The sequence below is a fragment of the Acinetobacter sp. NIPH 817 genome (assembly GCF_000368405.1).
In the GTDB taxonomy this organism is placed as follows: domain Bacteria; phylum Pseudomonadota; class Gammaproteobacteria; order Pseudomonadales; family Moraxellaceae; genus Acinetobacter.
This window is the reverse complement of sequence record NZ_KB849420.1, coordinates 502,999-525,348: the sequence shown is the minus strand read 5'-3', so window position 1 is coordinate 525,348 and position 22,350 is coordinate 502,999. Positions and strand designations below refer to the sequence as shown.

Annotated in this window: 19 protein-coding genes; 7 read left to right on the top strand and 12 right to left on the bottom strand. The window is 39.0% G+C overall.

The annotated features are described in order from the left end of the window. Window positions 1–3: 3 nt before the first annotated feature. The 4 genes from F968_RS06200 to F968_RS06185 all read right to left on the bottom strand — a co-directional run bounded on the left by F968_RS06200 (window position 4) and on the right by F968_RS06185 (window position 3,958). Window positions 4–813, bottom strand: a complete 810-nt coding sequence (locus F968_RS06200; RefSeq protein WP_004791339.1) for a paraquat-inducible protein A — start codon at window positions 811–813, stop codon at window positions 4–6. Then, window positions 810–1,418, bottom strand: coding sequence for a paraquat-inducible protein A (locus F968_RS06195; RefSeq protein WP_004791338.1), 609 nt, complete (start codon window positions 1,416–1,418; stop codon window positions 810–812). The genes F968_RS06200 and F968_RS06195 overlap by 4 nt, the downstream gene beginning before the upstream one ends. Before the next feature lie 210 nt (window positions 1,419–1,628). Further along, window positions 1,629–2,189, bottom strand: coding sequence for a TetR/AcrR family transcriptional regulator (locus tag F968_RS06190; RefSeq protein ID WP_004791336.1), 561 nt, complete (start codon window positions 2,187–2,189; stop codon window positions 1,629–1,631). A 677-nt stretch (window positions 2,190–2,866) separates the two neighbouring features. Further along, window positions 2,867–3,958: a DUF6670 family protein gene (locus F968_RS06185; protein ID WP_004791334.1), complete on the bottom strand. Its 1,092-nt coding sequence runs from the start codon at window positions 3,956–3,958 to the stop codon at window positions 2,867–2,869. Between the two features lie 352 nt (window positions 3,959–4,310). On the opposite strand from F968_RS06185, the gene F968_RS06180 reads away from it, so the two are divergent. Together F968_RS06180 and F968_RS06175 are read left to right on the top strand one after the other, a co-directional pair. Beyond that, entirely contained in the window at window positions 4,311–4,712 is a 402-nt protein-coding gene (locus F968_RS06180) for a DoxX-like family protein (protein ID WP_004791332.1), read from the top strand. Between the two features lie 27 nt (window positions 4,713–4,739). Continuing rightward, on the top strand, window positions 4,740–5,573 hold the full coding sequence (locus tag F968_RS06175) for an SDR family NAD(P)-dependent oxidoreductase (RefSeq protein ID WP_004791330.1): 834 nt from the start codon (window positions 4,740–4,742) through the stop codon (window positions 5,571–5,573). 86 nt (window positions 5,574–5,659) lie between these two features. On the opposite strand, the gene F968_RS06170 is transcribed toward F968_RS06175, so the two are convergent. Beyond that, complete coding sequence (locus F968_RS06170; protein WP_004791328.1) at window positions 5,660–7,489, bottom strand: monovalent cation:proton antiporter-2 (CPA2) family protein; 1,830 nt, start codon at window positions 7,487–7,489, stop codon at window positions 5,660–5,662. A 210-nt stretch (window positions 7,490–7,699) separates the two neighbouring features. Then, window positions 7,700–8,935: a sodium/glutamate symporter gene (gene gltS / locus F968_RS06165; RefSeq protein ID WP_004791327.1), complete on the bottom strand. Its 1,236-nt coding sequence runs from the start codon at window positions 8,933–8,935 to the stop codon at window positions 7,700–7,702. A gap of 359 nt (window positions 8,936–9,294) precedes the next feature. Here gltS and F968_RS06160 point away from each other — a divergent pair, with 359 nt between their 5' ends. Next, window positions 9,295–10,446, top strand: coding sequence for an alpha/beta fold hydrolase (locus tag F968_RS06160; RefSeq protein WP_004791324.1), 1,152 nt, complete (start codon window positions 9,295–9,297; stop codon window positions 10,444–10,446). Between the two features lie 14 nt (window positions 10,447–10,460). Here F968_RS06160 and F968_RS06155 read toward each other — a convergent pair whose 3' ends face one another. Further along, a complete protein-coding gene (locus F968_RS06155) occupies window positions 10,461–11,354 on the bottom strand; it encodes an NAD(P)/FAD-dependent oxidoreductase (protein WP_004791320.1) in 894 nt (297 codons plus the stop codon). Window positions 11,355–11,586: 232 nt separating this feature from the next. Here F968_RS06155 and F968_RS06150 point away from each other — a divergent pair, with 232 nt between their 5' ends. After that, entirely contained in the window at window positions 11,587–12,213 is a 627-nt protein-coding gene (locus F968_RS06150) for a TetR/AcrR family transcriptional regulator (RefSeq protein ID WP_004791318.1), read from the top strand. A gap of 72 nt (window positions 12,214–12,285) precedes the next feature. On the opposite strand, the gene F968_RS06145 is transcribed toward F968_RS06150, so the two are convergent. Beyond that, entirely contained in the window at window positions 12,286–12,921 is a 636-nt protein-coding gene (locus F968_RS06145) for a TetR/AcrR family transcriptional regulator (protein WP_004791317.1), read from the bottom strand. A 238-nt stretch (window positions 12,922–13,159) separates the two neighbouring features. Between F968_RS06145 and F968_RS06140 the strand changes: the two genes are divergently transcribed. Both F968_RS06140 and F968_RS06135 read left to right on the top strand, forming a co-directional pair. Next, on the top strand, window positions 13,160–14,245 hold the full coding sequence (locus tag F968_RS06140) for a hypothetical protein (RefSeq protein ID WP_004791315.1): 1,086 nt from the start codon (window positions 13,160–13,162) through the stop codon (window positions 14,243–14,245). Window positions 14,246–14,363: 118 nt separating this feature from the next. Next, complete coding sequence (locus F968_RS06135) at window positions 14,364–14,837, top strand: hypothetical protein (protein WP_004791312.1); 474 nt, start codon at window positions 14,364–14,366, stop codon at window positions 14,835–14,837. Between the two features lie 196 nt (window positions 14,838–15,033). Here the strand turns inward: F968_RS06135 and F968_RS06130 are convergent, their stop codons facing one another. The 4 genes from F968_RS06130 to F968_RS06115 all read right to left on the bottom strand — a co-directional run bounded on the left by F968_RS06130 (window position 15,034) and on the right by F968_RS06115 (window position 20,766). Next, the gene (locus F968_RS06130; RefSeq protein ID WP_004791311.1) at window positions 15,034–15,840 is read right to left on the bottom strand and encodes an oxidoreductase; all 807 of its coding nucleotides are present in this window, start codon (window positions 15,838–15,840) and stop codon (window positions 15,034–15,036) included. A gap of 39 nt (window positions 15,841–15,879) precedes the next feature. Next, window positions 15,880–18,945: an efflux RND transporter permease subunit gene (locus F968_RS06125; protein WP_004791309.1), complete on the bottom strand. Its 3,066-nt coding sequence runs from the start codon at window positions 18,943–18,945 to the stop codon at window positions 15,880–15,882. Next, complete coding sequence (locus F968_RS06120; protein WP_004791306.1) at window positions 18,942–20,066, bottom strand: efflux RND transporter periplasmic adaptor subunit; 1,125 nt, start codon at window positions 20,064–20,066, stop codon at window positions 18,942–18,944. The genes F968_RS06125 and F968_RS06120 overlap by 4 nt, the downstream gene beginning before the upstream one ends. Window positions 20,067–20,145: 79 nt before the next feature. Continuing rightward, on the bottom strand, window positions 20,146–20,766 hold the full coding sequence (locus F968_RS06115; protein WP_004791305.1) for a TetR/AcrR family transcriptional regulator: 621 nt from the start codon (window positions 20,764–20,766) through the stop codon (window positions 20,146–20,148). A gap of 127 nt (window positions 20,767–20,893) precedes the next feature. Here F968_RS06115 and F968_RS20590 point away from each other — a divergent pair, with 127 nt between their 5' ends. Next, on the top strand, window positions 20,894–22,330 hold the full coding sequence (locus tag F968_RS20590; protein ID WP_004791303.1) for an efflux transporter outer membrane subunit: 1,437 nt from the start codon (window positions 20,894–20,896) through the stop codon (window positions 22,328–22,330). Window positions 22,331–22,350 lie beyond the last annotated feature (20 nt).

Below are 22,350 nucleotides of genomic sequence, written 5' to 3'. Positions count from 1 at the left end.
CTTTTATTGACTGGGATTAATGGAATCATTATTCAACGGCGGATGTTCTGCCTGAATAATCGTTGGTTTTTCTGAAGCAAAAGAAGAAGGTTTGTTTGTATTTTGAGATGCGTAGAAGTTATCCCAAATCAGTCGCGGGTCAAAACTTAAAGATGCAAACATGGTCAACACCACAACCGCACCAAAAGCAATCGAACCCGGCCCTGCTAAAATGGTGGCAAGCGATTGAATCTGAATAAGCGCTGTTAAGAGGGCTACCACAAAAACATCAATCATTGACCAGCGCCCGATAAACTCGACAACTCGATATAATTTTACGCACTGCTCAGGTAAAAATTTCCAAGCTGACGATTGTTGAAGATATACCGCTACCAATAAAAAATACAAAATCAGCAGCTTTAACATTGGAATAAAAATACTGGCCATGAAAATAACCACTGAAACCAGATAGTCTCCACTTTGCCAAAAGTAAATGACACCACTCATGATGGTATCTTGCTGACTACCTAAAAGTGAGTCAGTTACCGTCATTGGAAGTACATTGGCTGGAATATACAGAATAGTTGCAGCCACCACTAAAGCAAAAGTTCGATTTAAACTCGCTGGCTTACGTGAATGCAGTACGCTATTACAGCGAATACAACGTAAAACTTGAGAGTTTTGGTTGAGTCGTTTTTTTTCATTTTTAACAGAATTTACGATACCACAGCAGTGACACACAATTAATGAGAGATCTTTGGCTCTTGGATATTGTTGAATCATCGATGCTTGCTGCGAGCTTTTTGTCTGGGTCACGCTTTTTATCGTTTTCATGGCAGTGACCTATCAATTTCGTTCCAAATATCACTCACCTTTATAGAAGTAATATAAACCAACAATACACTCAAGATCGCAAATGCCCATAAAGCAATCTCTGGAATGACTAAGACCATTCCGATTAACTTCACAAGTGTGACCAAAATCCCGATTAAGAACACCTCAACCATTCCCCACACTCTCATAAAATAGAGTGTGCGTAAGGCAAACACCAAAAATGTGGGTCTTCTCTTCAATATACTCACTGTACCCAGCACATAGGAAAGTAATAAAAGATAGGAAAGCGGAACAATAAAAGTAGTAATTAAGATCAGTACGCCAACAAAAGCCCGATCATAATGAAACATCACCCAAACCGCACCAAGTAAAGTGGTTTCAGAGATATTTCCCTGCAATTCAATTTTTACAATAGGAAAGCTATTGGCAAGAATAAATACGATTAATGCAGTTAAGATTAAAGCCAGCAATGTCGAAAAAGGCTTGGTGTGCCGATAGAGTTCAGCGCCGCAACATACGCAATAAGCTCTTTTTCCATAAGCAAGCGGGGTTCTACGATAGACTGTATCGCACTCCTCACAACCTGCTAATTCTTTAAGCCGCATAGTTATACTCTGAAATTTATAATTTTTACTTTGTCAGAACTGCTTGCTACAACGCTTGCATAAAATTCTACTTCTAAGCAATGTGCCAAACTAATCTCATTTCTTCAAGAGAAAATTGAATAACGACTCTACCGTTTACTTTATTAAATTATAGAAATAACAGAAAAGGATATAAAAAAGCCCCTTTCTAAAAAGGAGCTTTCACTTAGTCTAAACCGAAGAAATCATCAGTAAAAAGTAATCTAAAAGCTTATCTCGCTCATCTATCTGATTCTGCCCTACAAGTTGAACCATTGCGCCATCAATCAAAAATAAAAACATATAGGCATCTTGGACTGAGGCAGTCGATTTTAGCGTTAAAAGCAGCTTATAAATTTCATTAATGAACCAGTTACGATAATCAATTACCAACTTATAGGCATTGGGATAGAGCTTTTCAATTTCAAAAATAGCTTTAAATGGCAAATGGTAAAAACCTTCTAAATGAGCATGCAGAAAATAAATCTCCTTGAGTTTATCGAGCACCATTTGCTCACGATAAGAATTGGAAATTGAAAGTACTTTTACTTTGAGTGCATCTGTTTGAAAAGTGAGACTCATCTCGATGAGTCGTGCTTTTGAATGAAAGATGTTATAGAAAGTCGCTTTGGAAATTCTGGCTTCAGCAATAATTCGGTCAACACCTATATTATGAAAGCCATGTTGATTAAATAGGTCTGTTGCCGCGTGGAGCACTTTTAATGCTCTAAATGAATATTCTAAATTTGGCATAAATATTCTGCTCAAAGATAATTTTTTGTTGTATATAAAAGAGATAGAAATGCCGTCACTCTTAAAATGAGCGATAAAAACGAACATTCTCATGCACACGAAACCATGCCTGAACTTATCTCAAGCTTTATTGTTGAAATGATTTTTTAGTCGTAATGATTTAAAGGTTAAACCTATAAATGTTTAAACCGTTTTAAAGACCAGTTGAGCGGTATGGGTAGAGAGAATCTGGCAAAGGCCAAAAAATAAGAAGAAATAGTACGCATGGCGGACTCCTAGATGAAATAGAAGTTCTACCGAATTACTGTCAAATAATTATGGTGGCAGAACGAAGGTGGGTTGACAGACCAGTCATCTAGGAACCGGCACGCACAAGGCGTCCCACCTCCGTCCTACCGCTACGAAGGCAGGACGAACAAGTTCGTCACCAAAAAATTACTTTCTTGGTGCCCTAGATGAAAAACAGCCTGTCAAAGCCGGCTGGCGATGTAGGCCAGCAGGCAAAGGATAGTGCTCAACCCTATTACAGTCAAGCACACAAAATGACATCTGCTTTAAAATAGATCATTAAAAAGTAAGGATAAATAATTAAAATCTGTTGTTAAATTGGGTTTATAAATCAGAAATTTTCCCAATTCGCTTAAAGCTATAGATAAAGATTAAGCTTTATAGTGATTTTATCTTCGGTCTATATATTCAAGATACCCCCTACCAACTAATGCCTGATCATGAAATTCACCTTGCCATGCATATGAAGAAACGAAACCGGCAGCCAATCCAAAACAATATGGGGTATCTACATGTGCTGAAATATCTAAAACTTTTTGATCATTGTGATAAGCAACCCAGCGAAAAGTATTTGGAACATTCATTGAAAAATTATCAGGCGTAATTTGTGGTTCTGCTTGAAGACTCGTTACTTCAAAAAGGATATCGCCGTTATATTGAATTGACGTTCCATTTACATGGCGATAGTAAACAGAAGTCATAATCGGTTGATCTTCATAGCAGATAAAAGCTAACAACAACTGCTGTTCATGATCAATATTGATCACTTGATAGCTAAAGACTTTTACGGGAAGTTGTATATTCTCAACTAACCATTTGTTCTTGAGCATTGAGGTAGCTATGGCTTTCCACGACTCAAGTGTACATAGCCCCTGAACAATTTCACTATTTCCCTTTTGTTTAATATGACCTTCATACTGCATGAGCACACTAAAGTGCTTATATAGGCCACTATAGGCAAACCATGAAATAGCTTTAGTGGGCTTTAAATAAAGTTCTAGCTCTAAGTCTTCTCTTTTGGTAATGAGTACGAACCCATCGCCTTGCTCATGCATGATAGTTTGATTGTCAAAATTAATCCCAAAAGGATTTTGGCTAAATTTAATATCATTTTTAATTGAATATGTTCTATAAGCTTCAGACGTTGTCGATAATGCGGTTCCATGCACTAACGAAGCGGTATCACCTTTTCCATCCTTAGACATTTGATAGTTGGTATCTGTAATCGTAAATCCTACATAACCTAAAACTGAAGCCCAAGATAAGTATCGAAATGGTTCAGGTAAGTCAGGTACCATGATCCCGTAATGTGTGCTCCCAAAGCGTTTATAAAGAGTATGAGGAGTGAGTTCAAAGTCTTTTGGCAATGTTGACTGCCGCTCAGGTGTAACAGCGCCTAACAATGAACCTGAAAGTTTAGCAAGTTTTCGATTGGCTTTACGCTTAAGACCCTTTGGTAATCTATGGCTTGAGATTAGCATTGTTTTAAAATCCTTTATTTTAATTTGCTCAACAATAGAGTTCCATATTAGAACTTGATAATTTTCAAATGAATGTTAATAAGGGACATTATGATTTACGAAGAAGCCAATCTCTATTGAAAAAAGATTTCTCCCTAAAGTACTCATAGACATATTTAGCAAGATATTGATAGTGATGTAATTTAGTTCTTATAAAAGAATGATTTCTATATTTAAAAACTGATGTAAATCAATTTTAATTTAAAACAATAAGAGAATTTAAAATCTATAATAATACATATTATATAATCATTTACTTATTACTCCCCCCTCAGAACGAGTAACAACCTTTAAAAAGCTCAGAGTAGTTTTAATGACAAATATTAAAGTTTTCAAATTTATAAACCTTATTCTCGCTCTTTTATGGATTTATCAAGGACTTGTTCCCAAATTTCTATTTCTTAATTCTGATGAAATCTTTGTGTGGCAATCGATAGGATTGTCTTTAGCAAATGCAAAACTTGCAGGCCATGCGAGCGGTATTGCCGAAATTATTTTTGGTTTATGTTTTCTCTTTTCTGCGCATAAATATATTCATTATTTAAGTATTTTGGGTTTACTCGGCCTGCTTGTTTTAATTGGTGTTTTAATTCCATCTACGCTTATTTTGCCTTACAACCCTATCGTAATGAATATTTCGATGATAAGTTTATCAATTATCTATCTACTTTTATTAAAAGAGCAAACTACTCAATTGCATAGAGTCGCTCAATAACATTCTAATTTTTATATAGAGATTTCAATGAGTTTATCTAAAAGCGACGTTTGTTGTGTAGTCATTACAGGTAGTACCAAAGGTATTGGTTTGGCACTCGCCGAAGCTTTTTTAAAACTAGAATGTTCAGTTGTGATTGCTGGACGAAACTTAGAACACTTAAATCATGCCCTCACCCACTTAGAAACTCAGTTCAATAAAGAAAAATTTATGGGTCTATGCTGTGATGTGACTCAAATTTCCGATGTACAAACCCTATGGGATGGTGCAATTGAGCATTTTGGACATGTAAATGTTTGGATTAATAATGCTGGAAGCTGCCACCCGACCAAAGACTTTGTCGACCTTCAACCTAACGAATTAAACGCGGCGGTTTCAACCAATATTTTAGGTACGATGCTAGGTTCGCAAGTGGCTTTAAAAGGCATGCTCAAACAAGGTTATGGTCAAATCTTTAACATGGAAGGTTGGGGAAGCAACGGCGAATGGAGTGCCGGCATGACACCCTATGCAACCACAAAACGAGCGGTAAGTTATTTTAGTAAAGCACTTTATAAAGAGACTAAATCGACAGCAATTTTAACTGGTACCCTAAGCCCGGGCATGGTTGCAACCGATTTGTTGGTTTCATCTTGGACCAATGGCAACATCCAACACTGGAAAAAGATGAAGCGGTTATTTTTCTTTGTGATTGATTCACCAGAAGTGGTTTGTGCGTACTTAGCTAAGCAAATTATGCAAAATAAAAAAGCCAACCGACGTATCGCGTGGATTTCACCATGGAAGCTTTTTCTTAGATTTTTGCAACCTTATTACTGGCGCAGAAACCCAGTTAAAGGCACAGCATTAGAGCACTTATAGTCAAATTTAGCGCTTTAAACTCTTCTCGCCATGAAATTGTTCAGTAGAAGTTCTTCTTAAAAGGCTTCTACTGAAATTCATACATATCAAGAATCGCTATCTGAGCTATCTTCTTTATTTAAAATCTGCCCTTCTCTTTTTGGTCGAATTAACGGTGCTGTTGGTCTTGGATGATGAGCATGTGTATATTGCAAACCAACTCCAGCGTATACATCATCTGCTGCAATTTCAGTTTCAAAACGCTCATTATCCAGATCTCGAATTTCCTCGCTAATTCTTATTACTTCGTCTTCATCTACGCCAAGTTCTTGTAAAATAATTTCGCCAAACTTAATCGCAGATTCAAAGGTTTCGCGAATCATAAAGTCCACTTTTTGTTTGACTAAATGCAGTGAGTGCTCACGGTCATACGAACGGACTAATAATTTTGCTAAAGGAAATTCATGGGTAACCAATTCTACAATTCTATTGGTGGTGTCTTTACTGTCGACACACACCACAATTGCCTGTGCAGTTGCAGCACCAGAAGCATGTAAAATATCTAGGCGACAACCATCGCCATAATAAATTTTAAAACCAAATTTTTCGGCGTTTTGAATCATGTCGGTATTATTATCAATAATGGTGACATCTACCCCTCGTGCTAACAACAATTGACTGGTGACCTGACCAAAGCGTCCGAATCCAATCATTAAAACACTACCGCTTAAACCCTCGGCAATATTGACGTTTTCTAATGAAACATCCACTTTAGTTTGAGTGAAACGTTTAAAAAGAATACCAACAATTGGGGTCAATACCATCGAAAGTACCACAATAGCAGTCAGATTAGATTTAACGGTACTATCAATAACTTGTGCACTTAACGCGGCAGAGAAAAGTACAAAAGCAAACTCTCCGCCTTGAGCCATAAGTAAAGCGCGATCCAACGCTTCAGTATGAGGACTTTTTGTTAATCGAGCGACAATATAAATCATGAGAGCTTTAGCAAACATCAGGGTAATTACACCACTCACAATCAATTGCCAGTTTTGAGCAACCACTGATAAATCCAGTGACATACCGACGCCAAGGAAAAAGAGGCCCAGCAAGATTCCTCGGAATGGTTCAATATCCGCTTCAATTTGATGTCTAAAGGTCGACTCAGATAAAAGCACACCCGCCAAGAAAGCACCCATCGCCATAGACAATCCGCTCACTTGCATGAGTAACGCTGCACCCAACACCACCAATAGTGCGGCGGCAGTCATGACTTCTCGTGCTTTAGCGGCAGCCAAGAGTCTAAATAATGGATTAAGTAACCAATAACCTGCTGCAATAAGACCTGCAATTGCGATTAAACCAATTCCTATATTTTCCAAACGTACCGATGTGCTTTCAACTACATGATTCGGTGCCATAAAAGCGACAATAGCCAGTAATGGAACAATCAATAAATCTTCAAAAAGTAAGATGGCTACAATTTTTTGCCCACGAGGTTGGGTCAAATCACCGCGATCGCCCAATAACTGCATCACAATCGCAGTCGAGGTTAATACAAACCCTGCCGCACCAATAAAAGCCACTTGCCACGTAAAACCAAATAACAGCCCAACGCCAGTCAAAGCCAGCGCACAAATGATGATCTGTAGTGTGCCTAAGCCAAAAATTTCGCGTCTAAGACTCCATAAATGTGAGGGTTGCATTTCCAAACCAATCACAAATAGATACATCACAATTCCCAACTCGGCAATGTGCAAAATCGCGGCAGAATCTTGAAAAAAAGCAAACCCGAATGGGCCAATAATCAGACCCGCAATTAAATAACCTAATACTGAACCCAAGCCAATACGTTTAAAAATAGGGACTGCAATAACAGCTGCTGCCAATAAAACTACGGGGGCAACCAAGCTAATTGAATGTGCTTCTGAGCTCATACATTTCTCATTTTATTTATCTGCAATTTATTCTATGTGAAACTAGATTTGAGGGCGATTATTAGTTTTGAGAAAAAGCATCCTAAAAATACAATGACTTTAATCGTCCGAAAATTAAAATTTAGAGTATCCATATGAACAAAATATATCTCTATTTTTAAGGTTCATAATTAAGCACTCATAAAAAAAGCCCTTACGGGCTTTTTTTGATTAAACAACGAATTTCAACATGAGCTGAATAACCGTTGCATTAATTAAATCGACAAAGAATGCACCACAAAGCGGAACAATTAAAAATGCCTTATGCGATGGACCATACATGTTGGTAATCGCCTGCATATTTGCAACTGCTGTTGGCGTTGCTCCCATACCAAAACCACAATGGCCTGCTGCTAGTACTGCTGCATCGTAGTTTTTGCCCATCACGCGGAAAGTTACAAACGCTGCATATAAAGCCATGGTAAGTGTTTGAGCACCTAAAATAACCACAAGCGGTCCAGCTAAGTCAGCCAGTTGCCAAAGTTTTAAAGAAAGCAATGCCATTGCTAAATAAAGAGACAAAGACGCATTACCAAACACATCAATCGCACGGTCAAAAATATCAATTTTCAACACGCTTTCTAAAATATTTCTTAAGATTACACCGCCGCCGAGTGCCCAAACAAAAGTTGGTAACTCAAACCAAGTTCCCTTACTAAAACCTGTCATAAATTCAGCAAACGCCAAACATGCTGCAAACATACCTAGTGTAGTAATTGCATTATCGGCAGTAATTAAACGAACTTGATGAGGGTTTTCAAACGGTGCAAGATCATCCGAATTTTGCTCAACATGCGTATCTCTATAATGAATTTCATTATTGGTTTTTGGTTGAGCCAGACTGTAACGGTTGATAAGCAGTTTCGCTAATGGTCCACCTATCACACCGCCAATAATTAAACCAAAAGTTGCACTCGCCATTCCTAAAGCTAGAGCACCTTGAATACCATGCTGAGTTTCTAAAATTTCTCCCCAAGCTCCTGCTGTACCATGACCACCTGTTAAGGTAATTGAACCAGCAATTAAGCCAATTAATGGGTCAAGACCAAGCAAAGTCGCAAGACTCATGCCTACCGCGTCTTGTACTACAATAAAAGAAGCTACACAAACTAAGAAGATAACCAAAGCCATACCACCTTCTTTAAGCTTCATAAAATTGGCGCTTAAACCAATTGAAGCAAAGAAGACAAGCATAAAGCTGGTTTGCAACTCACTACTGAAGACAACGCTATATCCCCATAATGTATGGACAAGTAGCGAAATGACCGCAGCCACCAAACCACCTGCTACAGGTTCGGGAATATTATAGCGCTGTAAAAAATTAATCCGATTAACAAGAAAGCGGCCTAACAACAAGACGATAACCGCCGAAATTAGTGTATAAAAACCATTAAAAACAAATTCCATATATGCTACTTTCTAATTAAATTCCTAATCGATTGTAAAATAATTATATTTTATTTTTTCATATGTAAAAAAAACACAAACAAACTTTACAAAATTACTCTAGCAATAAACTTTTATTATTCTTAAAAAAAGCTTAATTTCTTAAATATTTTATATAAAAATTTAGATAAAAATAATTTTACTATTAATTTCAAAATCTTAAATAAAGCCATTCTTAAATATAAAAAATTAACCTTTGATACCTTAAGCAGAAAATACTGTCTTTTGGGTCACTGAACTTAGAACTCATTCCCTTTAATATCCCTGAAAAGACCAGCTCCTTATCGCTCTGGGCAACATTTTTATAGGTTTTATATTCAATGAGTTTATTGCTTAAAATTCGTCAGAACGTTCCTCAGCTACAGTCTATTAAAAAATCTCTTCAGACACGTGCGGGCCAAAAACTGCCTCACATGCTGATCAATGCATCGGATCTATTTTTTAGAGGTCCTGAAATTGCCTTGTCAGGAAAAACACCTTTTGACGTGATCTATAAGCATGAAATTATTAGCTTACGCCATTATAGAAATGAGACCGACACATCTACACCTAAACACCGCGTTCCTTTAGTAATTGTTCCGCCATTAGCAGTGAACATGCTCATTTATGATCTGTTTCCAACTCGCAGTTTTGTACGCTTCTTTTTGGCACAAGGGTTTGATGTCTATTTAATTGACTGGGGTGTGCCAACCCGACACCAAGCAAAATACAATTTCGGCACCTACATTAAAGTCTTTATGCCTCAAATGCTAAAGCAGGTTCGCGAGCACAGTGGTCAGCAACAGCTGTCTTTACATGGCTGGAGCTTAGGCGGTGCACTTTCACTCTGCTATACCGCATTATTTAAAGATAAAGATATTAAGAATCTAATTATTCTCGCTTCCCCTATCGATACCCATAAAGCGGGTTATATGGGGAAACTCTACGGCAGTCTGACTAAACCTGCCGAATGGGTTCGTAAACATACACCATTTCGCATTCGTCACCATGTGCCAAGTGAAGCATTTCACATTCATGGCTGGCAAAATACGCTAGGTTTTAAATTAACGGACCCGATTGGAAATTTGAAAACATATTGGGAACTTTTCAAGAATCTTGATAACCGAGAATTTATTGTCGACCATGCAACCTCAAGTTCATTTATCGATAATATGCTGGCCTATCCGGGCGGTGTCATGCGTGACATTATCCTTCGTTTCTGGATTGATAATGAACTATCCAATGGCGTAATTAAATTCGGTGAACTTACAGCCTATCTAAAAGATATTGAATGTTCTGTACTCGCAGTGGGTGGCAGCACAGATATTATTGTGACCGCCGATGCTGTTAAGCCACTCATGGATTTAATTAGCAGCCAAGACAAAACCTTTAAAGTCGTTCCAGGTGGTCATATGGGTGTGGTTTCTGGAAGCCAAGCCCCTACTGCGGTTTGGCCAGAAATGAGTAATTGGTTAGCTACACGTTCAGATTAAAAAGAATCTGTGCCTTATAGCAACATAGATTGTTGAGCGGAGATACCTGCTATTGCACCTTGCGATGTTGCCATGGTGACTGAAGCCATGGCAGGATTAGCAAGATCACCGGCAGCATAGATACCAGGCATAGAGGTTTCGCGACGTTCGTCAACCTTAAGAACAATACCAAAAGGTGTATCGACTGTAGCAAGGCCTAGTGATTCATGTAACCGTGCGGACGGTTTGGTACTCGGATGAGCGAACAAGATATCAACCGTAACATTGTGATCATTATCAAGGTATACAGTTGCAGTGCGCCCTTCATTACGTGCAATTTGAACAATCCGACCGTCGATGACATTTACATTGCGACGTGCGAGATCGGCACGAATATCAGGTGAGATATCATGATCATCTGTAAAGACTGATAATACACTCGTCCAGTCATGGTACAGACGTACATAATTATGGGACTTTGGACCAGACCAAATCAGTCCCCAATGCTGTTCAGCGACTTCAAAGCCATCACAATATGGGCAAGGCACAATAGACGCTCCCCAATTTTCTGCAAAACCAGAAACATCAGGCATTTGGTCAACAACACCATAACTTAAGATTAGGCGGCGTGCGCCCAAGCTTTTGCCATCGCTAGTATGGACAGAGAAATTATCGATAGAGCCAGAAATGCTGTCGGCCTGAGCCTTGACTAACTTAATAGTTGGATAACGCTCTAACTGCTGACGTGCCTCAGCTAAGATTTCTAGTGGTGGCTTATGATCATGGCCAAGAAGACCATGTGAATGGCCAGCGAAGCGGTTACGCGGCAGACCCGTGTCAAGAACGGTGACCTTGCGACGAGCACGACCAAGTTGCAAAGCGGCGGCAAGACCAGCAAAGCTACCGCCTATAATAATGACGTCATCCATAGTGATAGGCTCCAATGTAAATCAAATAATTAGCTAATGAAAACTCTTGGGAATTGCAGAAAAAATCACCCATCACTGTGTTGTCCACTGGACGATACTGCATTGGCTATTGCAGGACGAACCACACTTGCAGGATATAATGAGTTAATACCTAGCCTATGGTTTGCACATTTTGGATACTTAGTGGTATCCTAATTCATTATTTAAGATACTGTCAAGGACTGTAATTGTTGTGAGCGAAGAAAAAAGAAGTCAGCGCGGTCGGCCAGTAAATCAAGCATTAGCCCAAACGATAGTCGATGCTGCGTATGAACTTTTTGTCGAATTGGGTTTTCAAGCAGCAACATTGGACAAAGTCGCCCAAAAAGCAAAGATATCGAAACTCAGTATCTATCGGCACTTTGAGAACAAGGAAGCCCTTTTCAGCTCAGCAATATTAGCCCGATGCCAACAATTTGCACCACAAACTCTTTTTGAAGGAATCCAAGGTTCGGCCGAAGAACAGCTTATGGCTGTGGGATCATCTCTACTGCGTACATTGTTAAGCTCAGATGTTCGCAGTGTCGAGGCTATGATTGTAGCCGACAAAACAAATCAAAAATCATTAAGCAAACTCCATTATGAAGCTGGCCCTACCCATGTCATTGCCCAAATCGAGGCCATGCTGTGTCAATTACATACAAAAGCGCTTCTGAACGTGCCTAATCCTCATCAATCTGCGCGAATGTTTGCCGCGCTTTTTAAAGGATGTGATCTCTTGATGATTGCACGCTTCGATGAAACCAAAGCAAACGACGATAACGAAATCGAATCCTATTGCAAATCAGCCGTCGCCATGTTCATGGCCGCGCATAGGTAATCACTACCTGGTCGTGATTTATGAAGCCTAGTAAAATCTAGGCTGTTTTTTAGACTTCAGATATAGAATAAATTAAGACTTTATCTCTGCCGAAGAAGCTAGTAAACCTGTAGCATAATTCATAATTAATAAAACTAAATTATTAGCCTTTTCTTCAGATTCAGCTAAACGCCCTTCCAGTAAAAGATGAGATAGTCCATGTACTAGACTACAACATAACATCGCTAATACTTCAACTTGAGTATCATTTTCGCTTACACCCAAAATTGAAGCCGTTAAGCTTTGCAACCGAGCATATGTACTGTCTGCGGCCTCTTTTAACTCGGGTATTTCATTTTTTTGTAAGTCAGGATTAAACATCAAAGCAAAGAGATTCCGATGATTTTTTGCAAAATCTATATATGTTAAACCAAATATTTTTAATGCTTGAATTTGAGAATCAGCCATTTGTATAGCCTGATTTTGTTCTTCTTGTAAAAGTTGGAATCCTTTTGCTGCTAATGCAGCCAGAAAGCTATCTTTGCTTTCGAAATGTCGATATACCGCGTTAGCACTTACGCCAATTTGCCTTGCCATTTCCCTAAAACTTAGACTTTCTGCATCATTATTTTCTAAATGAACCAGCCCTGCATTTAATAATTCTTCACGTACATTTCCATGATGATAATTTGATTTTTGACTTAAGTTTTCTGATTGCTTTAAAGACATGTTGACACCGCGCACATACTATAAGCATAATGTGGGCACTGAACACATTATGCTTTTGCTTGTAGTTTTATCCTCCAAAGAGAATAAATCCTATTTTGTTCAGTAAAAATGCTTAAACAAAACAATTACCTAAAAGTCGCACTTAAACAATAAGGCTGTAAGGCAAAAGAGCTTGGACTCATAAAGTAAATTTTTAGCTTTCTTTTGAGTCTAATCATCTTTAAGCAAAGGAACTGATATGAATAATCTCAGAAGTATAAAACAGGCTTTCTTATTTACAATACCATTAATGTTGGTCAGTTCTCTTGTAAACGCCGAACTCTATGCCTTAAATGATAAAAGTTTAGCGAGTGTAACTGGTCAAGCCTTATTTAATCTAACCAATATTGCAGCTAATCAAAATGGTAATCCAAATACAGATGTAGGTTTTTATCGTCTCGGAATGGAAGCACAAGTAGAGTTAAATGCAAATATTAAACGTTTACAGTTAGGTTGCGGTGGAGTTAAAGGAGTAGGTTGCGACATTGATATTGAAAATATTAGCTTAGCAGGGGTCCTCCTCGTAAATGGTAGCTATGCAGAATCAGATGCCGTTATTACTAATCCTTTTATCGAGTTTGCTATTAAATCGCCGGACAAGGCTTCTACTCGAGAAATTGTTGGCTTTCGCCTTGGGGCATTAGGCATATTAGGCAAACTTGGATTGGGATCAAATACAGATTTAACAACATTAGCTGATGACACAGGAGGAATTAACTCTTTATCTGGGGATTTGAATTTAACGCTTACGAATACCGTTCTGAAGAATGTAGTCATTGAAAATGGATTGATCTCTACAGAAGCACATATTAATGATTATAACAAACCGCTTATTCTTAACCGTGCTACATCAGCAACGCTAGATAATGTAGTCGCTAAAACTGGTCCACTAAGACTATTAGGTATCTTAGATCTACCTTTAGGTTTAACTCTAAGTAATGCCACATTAAAAGATTATCCTCTTTCTGGTTTTCATGAAATTTTACTCGCCCAAGATACAGCAGGAACAATTCCTACTAGTGACACATCACTGTCTTTACAAAAGCAAGCTATCCAGTGGCAAAAAATAAGTTCTGGTAGCTTCGAAAATACTGTAGCTGCTCAACCTGGATGGTGGCTTTCCTTACCGAAAGTTTTACTCACTGATATCGAAACACAACAGCGGATTGATGTAGGACTTGGGGAAGCATTAGGAGGGTTAGTTGGCCGAGAATTGATTATTAATCCTATCGACTCTGGACAGGTAGGCATTAAAAACTGCTACGGAAACTTAAAGTTTTGCTAAGTAAAAATGGCATACAAAAATTTATATGGCAATTAAATTAAAAAAACTCATCATTTTTATATCATTATTAGCAGGGCTGAATACAACCCAAGCTACCACAGTCTATAGGTCAATAAATATGTGCTCAGCTTCAGTCCAACATATACCTAATAATATCCAGAGTTCTATTTCTAAACTTAAAGTAGGATCAATAGAGTCAAATAGTTCAAACATCGCCTTTATTATTGCGTCCGCAATTGCTGCAAAATACGATAAACAAATAGATTTAGACCTTATTAATGTTTATCTACAAGCTCAACGAAATCAGAAAAATTTCCATTATTCATTACTTGATATCAAGAAAACTTTCGAGAATTTCAATATATCAGTTGAGGCAAAAAAAAATGCATCACCCTTTGATCTGTTAAATTTAAGTAATGAAATATTAATTAGTATTGATCAACAAGATCAGCTCTTTGCACTAGTTGGCTCGTCGCAAGAATATGTATATTTAATTTATGGAATCATGAACAAAAAAGCGCTGATCTGCCCGCTTAAAAAATCTTTATTTATTCAAAATTTCACTACAAATAAGTTCTTAATTCTTAGATAACCTACAATGTGACTTTCATAAAAAATAAATAAAACAATTCTTTGAAATTTAAAAAAATTATAAAGATAGATTCATTTAATATTTTTAAAAGCATTTTTAATTAATAAAAGCTATTCATTAGAATTGAATAAGAGCATATAAAAAAAACCCAAGTGCAAAATTTGCACTTGGGGTTTATGCAAAAATCACTCGTGATTTACTTCAAACCAAAAGTCTTTCTAATACTCTTATCAACTGGTCCACTCGGCATAAATCGGCGCAACTTGCTTAACAAAGATGCTTGTCCAGATGGGGTACGGCGCATTTGCCAATCACTGAGTGCCGCGGTAACAATTGTATCAGCAACACTATCGGGCTGAGGTGCTTGATCAATCTGTTTCAATACTGCACGAGTAGCGAGATCACGCTCATTGTCATATTCAGGAATTTTTGTACTTGCTACGGGTGCATTCTTATCTAAATTGGTTTTAGTAAATGAAGGCTGAACAATGGATACACGAATGCCAAATTGGCGAAGCTCATGATCTAAAGACTCAGACAATCCTTCAACCGCATGTTTACTAGCCGAATATAACCCCATATAAGGTGAAGGTAAGAAACCCAATACTGAACTAACATTTATAATTCTTCCATAATGCTGTATTCGCATATAAGGCAATACCGCTTGTGTGGTACGAAGAATGCTAAATACATTGGTGTTAAATAAAAATTCTGCTTCTTTTATCGAGGTCTCCTCTACTGCACCAATTAAGCTTGCTCCAGCATTATTAACCAAAATATCAATATGCCCAGCTTTATCAATAATAGAATGAATCCCGAGTTGGACAGAGTCTTCATCTGACACATCCATCTCAACAAGCTCAACGCCTTCTATAGGTTGAGCTTTGACTTTATTTCTGACTGTACCGAAAACTTTATGGCCGAGTTTAGCAAATTTTTCTGCCGTCACTTGCCCAATACCAGATGAAACACCTGTAATTACAACCACTTTTGAGTTTGACATATGAACTCCAATAACTTTTTAATTTTGAAAATTTGATCATTAAACTGCTGGTTTAGCCCCGATCTTGAACCAGATCGAATACATTGCTGGCAGGAAAACCAAAGTCAAAATGGTTCCTGCAAGCGTTCCGCCAATGAGTGTGTAAGCAAGCGTTCCCCAAAACACAGAATGAGTCAGAGGAATGAAAGCTAAAATAGCTGCTAAAGCTGTCAAAATTACAGGTCTGGTGCGTTGTACTGTGGCCTCAACCACTGCATTCAACGGATCAAGCCCAGCTTCTTTGTTTTGCTGAATCTGTCCAATTAAGATGAGCGTGTTACGCATCAAAATTCCAGATAATGCAATCAACCCGACTAATGCATTAATGCCAAAGGGCTGCTGAAATAACAGAAGCGTTGGTACCACACCTATTAATCCCAACGGGCTGGTTAAAAACACCATAATCATTGCAGCAATAGACCTCACTTGAAGAATGATAATGAGTAGAGTCATGGCTAACATGACCGGAAAAATAGGAAGCATGGCTTTAGTGGCTTTACCAGACTCTTCAATGGAACCCGCCTCTACAATCTGATAACCCTTTGGTAAATCTTTAATGACTGGTTGAAGCTGTTTGGTAATTGCAGTTGATACATCTGGTGGTTGTAATCCTTCAGCAATATCTCCACGAACGGTCATTGTTGGCACCCGATCTCGACGGCGGATGACAGGTTCTTCCATCCGTACTTCAATTTTGCCAATTTGTGCTAAAGGAATACGCTGTCCATTTGCTCCTGTCAGTGTGAAATCACCAATTTTTGCAGGGTCTAGTCTTATATCGCCTGCTGAACGAGCAATCACTTGCACTGTACGAATATCTTCACGTACAGATGTAATTGGAATACCCGTTAACAAAAACTGTAATTGCTGTGCAACTGAACTTGATGTAAGACCAACTGCTTGTAGACGATCTTGTTCCAATGTGAAATGCAAAGCTGGTACACGAGTTCCCCAATCTGTATTTACAGTTCGCATCATTGGGCTAGCATTCATAACTTGGTGAACCTGAGCTGCAATCGCACGTAATTTTTCTGGATCTGGGCCTGAAACTCGGTAAGCCACTGGATATGGCGAATAGGGTCCAAACACAAGTTGTGTTACACGTAGCTGCGCCTCAGTCGCAAGCCCATTTGAAATAGCTTGTCTTAAACGGTGTTTTAACGCTTCACGTTCTTCTTGATTGTCAGTTCGTACCACAATCTTGGCAAAGGCTGGATCTGGTAACTCTGGCCCCATCGAAAAATAAAAACGTGGCGCACCTTGACCAATATACGATGTCACAATTTTTGCTTCATGTTGCTTAGATAACCAAGTTTCAACTTTTGCTGTCGCGGCACTTGTTTGTGTAATCGATGTACCATAAGGCATCTGTACTTCAACAAGCACTTCAGGTCGGTCCGAGATTGGGAAAAATTGTTTTTTCACCAATGCCATTCCGCCTACGGCTAAAACAAATAACCCGATAACACTGCCTGCAACAAGCCATTTACGTGCAATCACACGTTCAAGAATTTGACGGAAATGGTTATATCGTGGTGTGTCATAAATTGCAGTATGGCCGCCTTCAATCTTTTTAAAATCAGGCAACATTTTCACACCCAAGTAAGGAGTGAAAACTACTGCAACAATCCATGAAGCAATCAGTGCAATACCAACAATCCAAAACATATTGCTGGTATATTCACCCGCACTAGATCGAGCAAAACCATTTGGCATAAACCCAACAGCGGTGACTAATGTTCCAGAAAGCATTGGTGCTGCTGTATGACTCCATGCGTAGGCGGAGGCTGCAACACGACTAAATCCCTCTTCCATTTTTACGACCATCATTTCAATCGCAATAATGGCATCGTCAACTAAAAGCCCTAAAGCAAGAATAAGAGAACCAAGTGTAATTCGGTCAAAGTTTTTACCCGTTGCTAACATCACTACAAAAACAATGGCTAATGTAAGCGGCACAGCCATAGCAACCACGACACCAACGCGCCATCCCATGCTAATAAAGCTTACAAACATAACCACAAGTAATGCTGCAAAGAACTTAATCATGAACTCATCTACCGATGAGCTAATATTGACCGCTTGATCAGTTACTTTGTTTAAACTAATGCCAAGAGGTAAATCTTCGTTGATGGAACCAACTTCTTTCTCTAATGATTTACCAAGATCTAATCCATTCCATCCTTCGCGCATCACCACGCCCAACAGTAAGGTTGGCTCTCCACCGTTACGAATCATGAATGTTGCAGGATCTTCAGTGCCGCGTTTAACCGTCGCAATATCTGACAATTTCAAGGTGCGACCTTGAGCCGTTATCGGGGTGTCACGAATTTTTTGTAACTTGTCAAAAGCACCATCTAATCTGACAAAAACTTGAGGACCTTTGGTTTCAATAGAACCCGCGGGTGTAAGCACATTCTGATTATTCAGCGCAGCAAAGACATCTTGTGGATTTACACCAAGTGTCGCCAAGCGCTCATGCGAAAATTCAATATAGATACGCTCAGATTGTTCACCAATAATGTTGACTTTTTTTACGCCCGGTACATGAAGTAACTGCTGTCGAATTGTTTCTGCATCACGTACTAATAATCTTTGCGCTTCATTTTTTGCCTTTAATGAATATAAAGCAAAAGTTACATCTGCATATTCATCATTAACGAGTGGTCCAATTACACCAGCAGGTAAGTTACCCATCTCGTCATTTACTTTCTTCCTTGCTTGATAAAATTCCTCCTGAACCTGTGATGGTGGCGTACTATCAAGTAAAGTCAGTGTCGTAAAAGCTAAGCCTGGTCTGGTATAAGTTTCTGTTCGATCATACCAACGTAGCTCTTGCATACGTTTTTCGATTTTTTCAGCAACTTGATCTTGCATCTCTTGAGCAGTTGCCCCTGGCCAAGCCGTCACAATGGTCATCACCTTCACTGTAAAAGCTGGATCTTCGGCTCGACCTAACTTGAAAAAAGCAACGATGCCTGCAATTGAAATCAAAAAAATCAGAAATAACGTGATACCGCGTTCACGTACAGCAAGGGCTGATAAGTTAAAACCTTTCTCACTCATGAGTGGTCCCCTTCATTTCCAACTGAAGGATGACTCGCTTGTGACGCAATACGTACCAATTCACCTTCTCGAAGCAAATGCGCACCTAAAGCAACAATTCGATCTCCACTTTGAATATTGCCAGTGACATAGGCATATTCATCATCAAGCTGTTTAACAACAACTGGACGCCACGTTACTTTCTGAGTTTTTCCATTAATTACCCAGACTCCAGCTCCCTTACCCTTATCAAGTAAGGAACCGACTGGCACTTGTAAAAAATGTTGTGAACTCTGATTTTGATTAGCAATACGTACAGTAACCGTTGAACCTAAAGGAGCATTTGCTAAATCACCTTCTAAGACGAAACGTGCCTCAAAAGTACGAGTGAGTTGATCTGCTGTATTTGATAACTGTCTAAGTTTAGCTGGGACACTTATATTTTCTTTACCAAAGAGTGTAGCTTGACCAATAGCCCCTATTGTGGGACGTAATGTCTCTGGAAGCTGAATGATTGCTTCCCTTTGACCAGAATGAGCTAAGCGAATGACTGTTTGACCCGCACTGACAACCTGACCGGGTTCAACCAGTGTTTCCATAATCGTACCATCACCATCCGCAATTAAATCGGCATAATGACTCACGTTTAATGCAACCCTAGCTTGAGCTTGAGTCGAACTGAGCTGCGCTCTCGCCGTATCCGCTGCCGCTTTAATCTGATCATAGGCAGAAGCAGATATAGCCCCGCTTCCACGCAAATCACGATATCGGGCTTCATCTTTCTCTGCTTGTTCAGCTCGGGCTCTGGCTGCACCCACAGCTTCCTGCTGGGCTTTGGCTGCAAGTTCTAAATCGACCGGATCAATACGCATCAGTAACTGACCGCGCTTTACCGTCTGCCCTGCTTCAACAAATCGTTTGATGACTTTACCAGAGACACGAAAACCCAGATCACTTTCTACCCGTGCCCCTATCGTGCCTGTGAATGCTCTTGAATCAGAAGTGATTTCATTTTGAACAGTTGCGACTCGTACTAATGGTGCCGAAGTACGGGGGTCAGATTGTGTCTCTTCCGCACAACCGAGCAAGAAAAAAGGAAATATACATATTGCTGTAAACGGAATAAGGCGACGATAAAGCATATTTGAGCCCCCCTTAAGAAATTAATCAGGAGACTCATTTTTAATCAAGTGACCAATTTAGTCAATAGTCACAAATCTATTATGGCGATAAACTTCTCAGTACAAGACTAGAAAGCAAGAGAGGAGCATCGGTGTTATATGAAATACTATGTTGTAAAAGGAGTGGGTGAAGATAAGGTCTCAGCACTAAATAAATTGCTTTAACTGCTTCATCAATTGGCGTTTTTCTTTCAAAATCACCAGATTGACGGCCTTCTTGAATAATGTTCTGTACTACTTTAAGAATTCGATTTTCATAAGCGATTGTAACATCCCATTTTTCAGAGGCAGCCGAAGCTGCAATTTCATAAAGCTTACGATCTTGGGTAAATAAACGAAGACTTGCTTCAACAATTGCTTTAAATAAAACTCTTAGCTTTTCAGGAGGATACTCAGCCTCACTAATTGCAGCATTCACTTCTTCTTCAATACCGCGCACACAATTGGCGCAAATCATTTCGCCAATTGCCTGTTTAGATTCAAAAAATTTATAAATATAAGCTTTAGAAAAACCTATAGATTTTGCGAGATCAGAAACTGTAGTTTTCTCATACCCATATCGGCTGAAATGCTCTGTAGCGGCACTCAGGATTTGATCTCTTACATCATGATCTTCTGGTCCTCGCTTTGAAACAGGATAACTACTTTTTTCTTTACTCATATTTTCAATTTAAACCTTTATCTGAAAGTGGCAGTTTAACTCTTGCGAAATGATATTGACAACTAGTGACCAATTTGTATTATAGTCACAATTAAACTATTGTTCAAAATCTCGTCACGGGGGAAATATGTTATCTAGATCTATCGCTCTCCTACCCATCATCGTAAGTACTCTTACTTCGTGTACCGTAGGTCCTAATTATAAACGCCCTCATATATTTCTACCCGAGCAATACCTTGGCACACCCTTAAACTCATCAAATGACAATAGCAAAACAGATATTGCCGTATGGTGGCAAAGTTTTAACGATCCTCAAATGACTCGATATGTCACATTAGCTTTAAAACAAAATCTTGATCTGACCCAAGCATATACTCGATTAACTCAAGCTCAGGCTGGATTATCGGCAGCTAATGCTTCTTTACAACCAATAGGTACAGTTGGCGCACAAGCAGCTAAAGTTTATCAATCTGTTGAAACACCGTTGGGACAAGTTTTAAATTCAATGCCAGATTTTGACCGACATGGTCGTTCTTATGATGCAAATTTAAGTGCAACTTGGGAGTTAGATATTTTTGGAGGCCTTCGCAGAGATCGTGAAGCTGCTCTTGCAAATTATCAGTCTTCAAACGCAGGAGCTTCAGCCGTCCGTTTAATGGTCGCAGCTCAAACTGCCAATATCTACATTAATATTCGCGGCTTGCAATCTCGATTAGACATTGCCCATCAACAATTACAAACCCAACAACAACTCCTTTCAACGATTAATCTTTTATACAGCAAAGGATTAGCTTCCGAATTTCAGGTCAAACAAGCTAAAGCGAATGTCGCCCAAGTTCAAGCTGTTGTTCCTGCTCTTGGAATGAATCTAGACATTGCCATGAATGCCCTCGACGTTATGCTTGGAACCGTACCAGGAACTCACCGAGCAGAACTAGCAGAAGTAAAACCAATTCCCGTTATTCCTCAGATTACAGAAACCGGAACACCTCGTGATCTTTTACGTAGACGACCAGATCTCATCATGGCTGAAAGACAATTGGCAGCTTCAAATGCACGCATTGGCAGTGCGATTGCAGAATATTACCCAAAGGTCTCTTTAGGCGGTTTGATAGGTAGTGCAACCACAGCAAGTGGAAACTTATTTTCAAGTGGTGCAAATCAAGCTGCTGGTTTATTAGGTTTGCGTTGGCGCTTATTTGATTTTGGTCGAATTAATGCAGAAATTCGCTTAGCTAAGGGACAAGAAGCCGAAAAGCTTGCAGCCTACCAATTAGCAGTCTTACATGCAGCGGAAGATGTAGAAAACTCATTATCAACTTTGTCCAAACAACAAGAACAGTTAATGGCTCTTCAAGATGGAGAAAATGCATTAAAGCATGCACAGAAAATCGCTTTAATCGCCTATCAAAAAGGGATTAACAGTCGAATAGAAGTATTACAAGCACATTCAAATGCTTTGCAATTTTCAGATAGAAAACTTCAAGCACAAACTGATTCAGCACTTGCAGCTGTCGCAGTTTACAAATCATTAGGTGGCGGCTGGCAACCTCAAAAGTTTTAAGACAACCCTATTGCAGTGGT

Excerpts from the sequence above, each read along its gene's own strand:
- F968_RS06160 (WP_004791324.1), top strand. The coding sequence starts at position 9,295 with ATGAGTTTATTGCTTAAAATTCGTCAGAACGTTCCTCAGCTACAGTCT.
- F968_RS20590 (WP_004791303.1), top strand. The coding sequence starts at position 20,894 with ATGTTATCTAGATCTATCGCTCTCCTACCCATCATCGTAAGTACTCTT.
- F968_RS06115 (WP_004791305.1), bottom strand. The coding sequence starts at position 20,766 with ATGAGTAAAGAAAAAAGTAGTTATCCTGTTTCAAAGCGAGGACCAGAA.
- F968_RS06180 (WP_004791332.1), top strand. The coding sequence starts at position 4,311 with ATGACAAATATTAAAGTTTTCAAATTTATAAACCTTATTCTCGCTCTT.
- F968_RS06120 (WP_004791306.1), bottom strand. The coding sequence starts at position 20,066 with ATGCTTTATCGTCGCCTTATTCCGTTTACAGCAATATGTATATTTCCT.
- F968_RS06135 (WP_004791312.1), top strand. The coding sequence starts at position 14,364 with ATGTGCTCAGCTTCAGTCCAACATATACCTAATAATATCCAGAGTTCT.
- F968_RS06130 (WP_004791311.1), bottom strand. The coding sequence starts at position 15,840 with ATGTCAAACTCAAAAGTGGTTGTAATTACAGGTGTTTCATCTGGTATT.
- F968_RS06175 (WP_004791330.1), top strand. The coding sequence starts at position 4,740 with ATGAGTTTATCTAAAAGCGACGTTTGTTGTGTAGTCATTACAGGTAGT.
- F968_RS06140 (WP_004791315.1), top strand. The coding sequence starts at position 13,160 with ATGAATAATCTCAGAAGTATAAAACAGGCTTTCTTATTTACAATACCA.
- F968_RS06145 (WP_004791317.1), bottom strand. The coding sequence starts at position 12,921 with ATGTCTTTAAAGCAATCAGAAAACTTAAGTCAAAAATCAAATTATCAT.
- F968_RS06185 (WP_004791334.1), bottom strand. The coding sequence starts at position 3,958 with ATGCTAATCTCAAGCCATAGATTACCAAAGGGTCTTAAGCGTAAAGCC.
- F968_RS06190 (WP_004791336.1), bottom strand. The coding sequence starts at position 2,189 with ATGCCAAATTTAGAATATTCATTTAGAGCATTAAAAGTGCTCCACGCG.
- F968_RS06195 (WP_004791338.1), bottom strand. The coding sequence starts at position 1,418 with ATGCGGCTTAAAGAATTAGCAGGTTGTGAGGAGTGCGATACAGTCTAT.
- gltS (WP_004791327.1), bottom strand. The coding sequence starts at position 8,935 with ATGGAATTTGTTTTTAATGGTTTTTATACACTAATTTCGGCGGTTATC.
- F968_RS06155 (WP_004791320.1), bottom strand. The coding sequence starts at position 11,354 with ATGGATGACGTCATTATTATAGGCGGTAGCTTTGCTGGTCTTGCCGCC.
- F968_RS06200 (WP_004791339.1), bottom strand. The coding sequence starts at position 813 with ATGAAAACGATAAAAAGCGTGACCCAGACAAAAAGCTCGCAGCAAGCA.
- F968_RS06170 (WP_004791328.1), bottom strand. The coding sequence starts at position 7,489 with ATGAGCTCAGAAGCACATTCAATTAGCTTGGTTGCCCCCGTAGTTTTA.
- F968_RS06125 (WP_004791309.1), bottom strand. The coding sequence starts at position 18,945 with ATGAGTGAGAAAGGTTTTAACTTATCAGCCCTTGCTGTACGTGAACGC.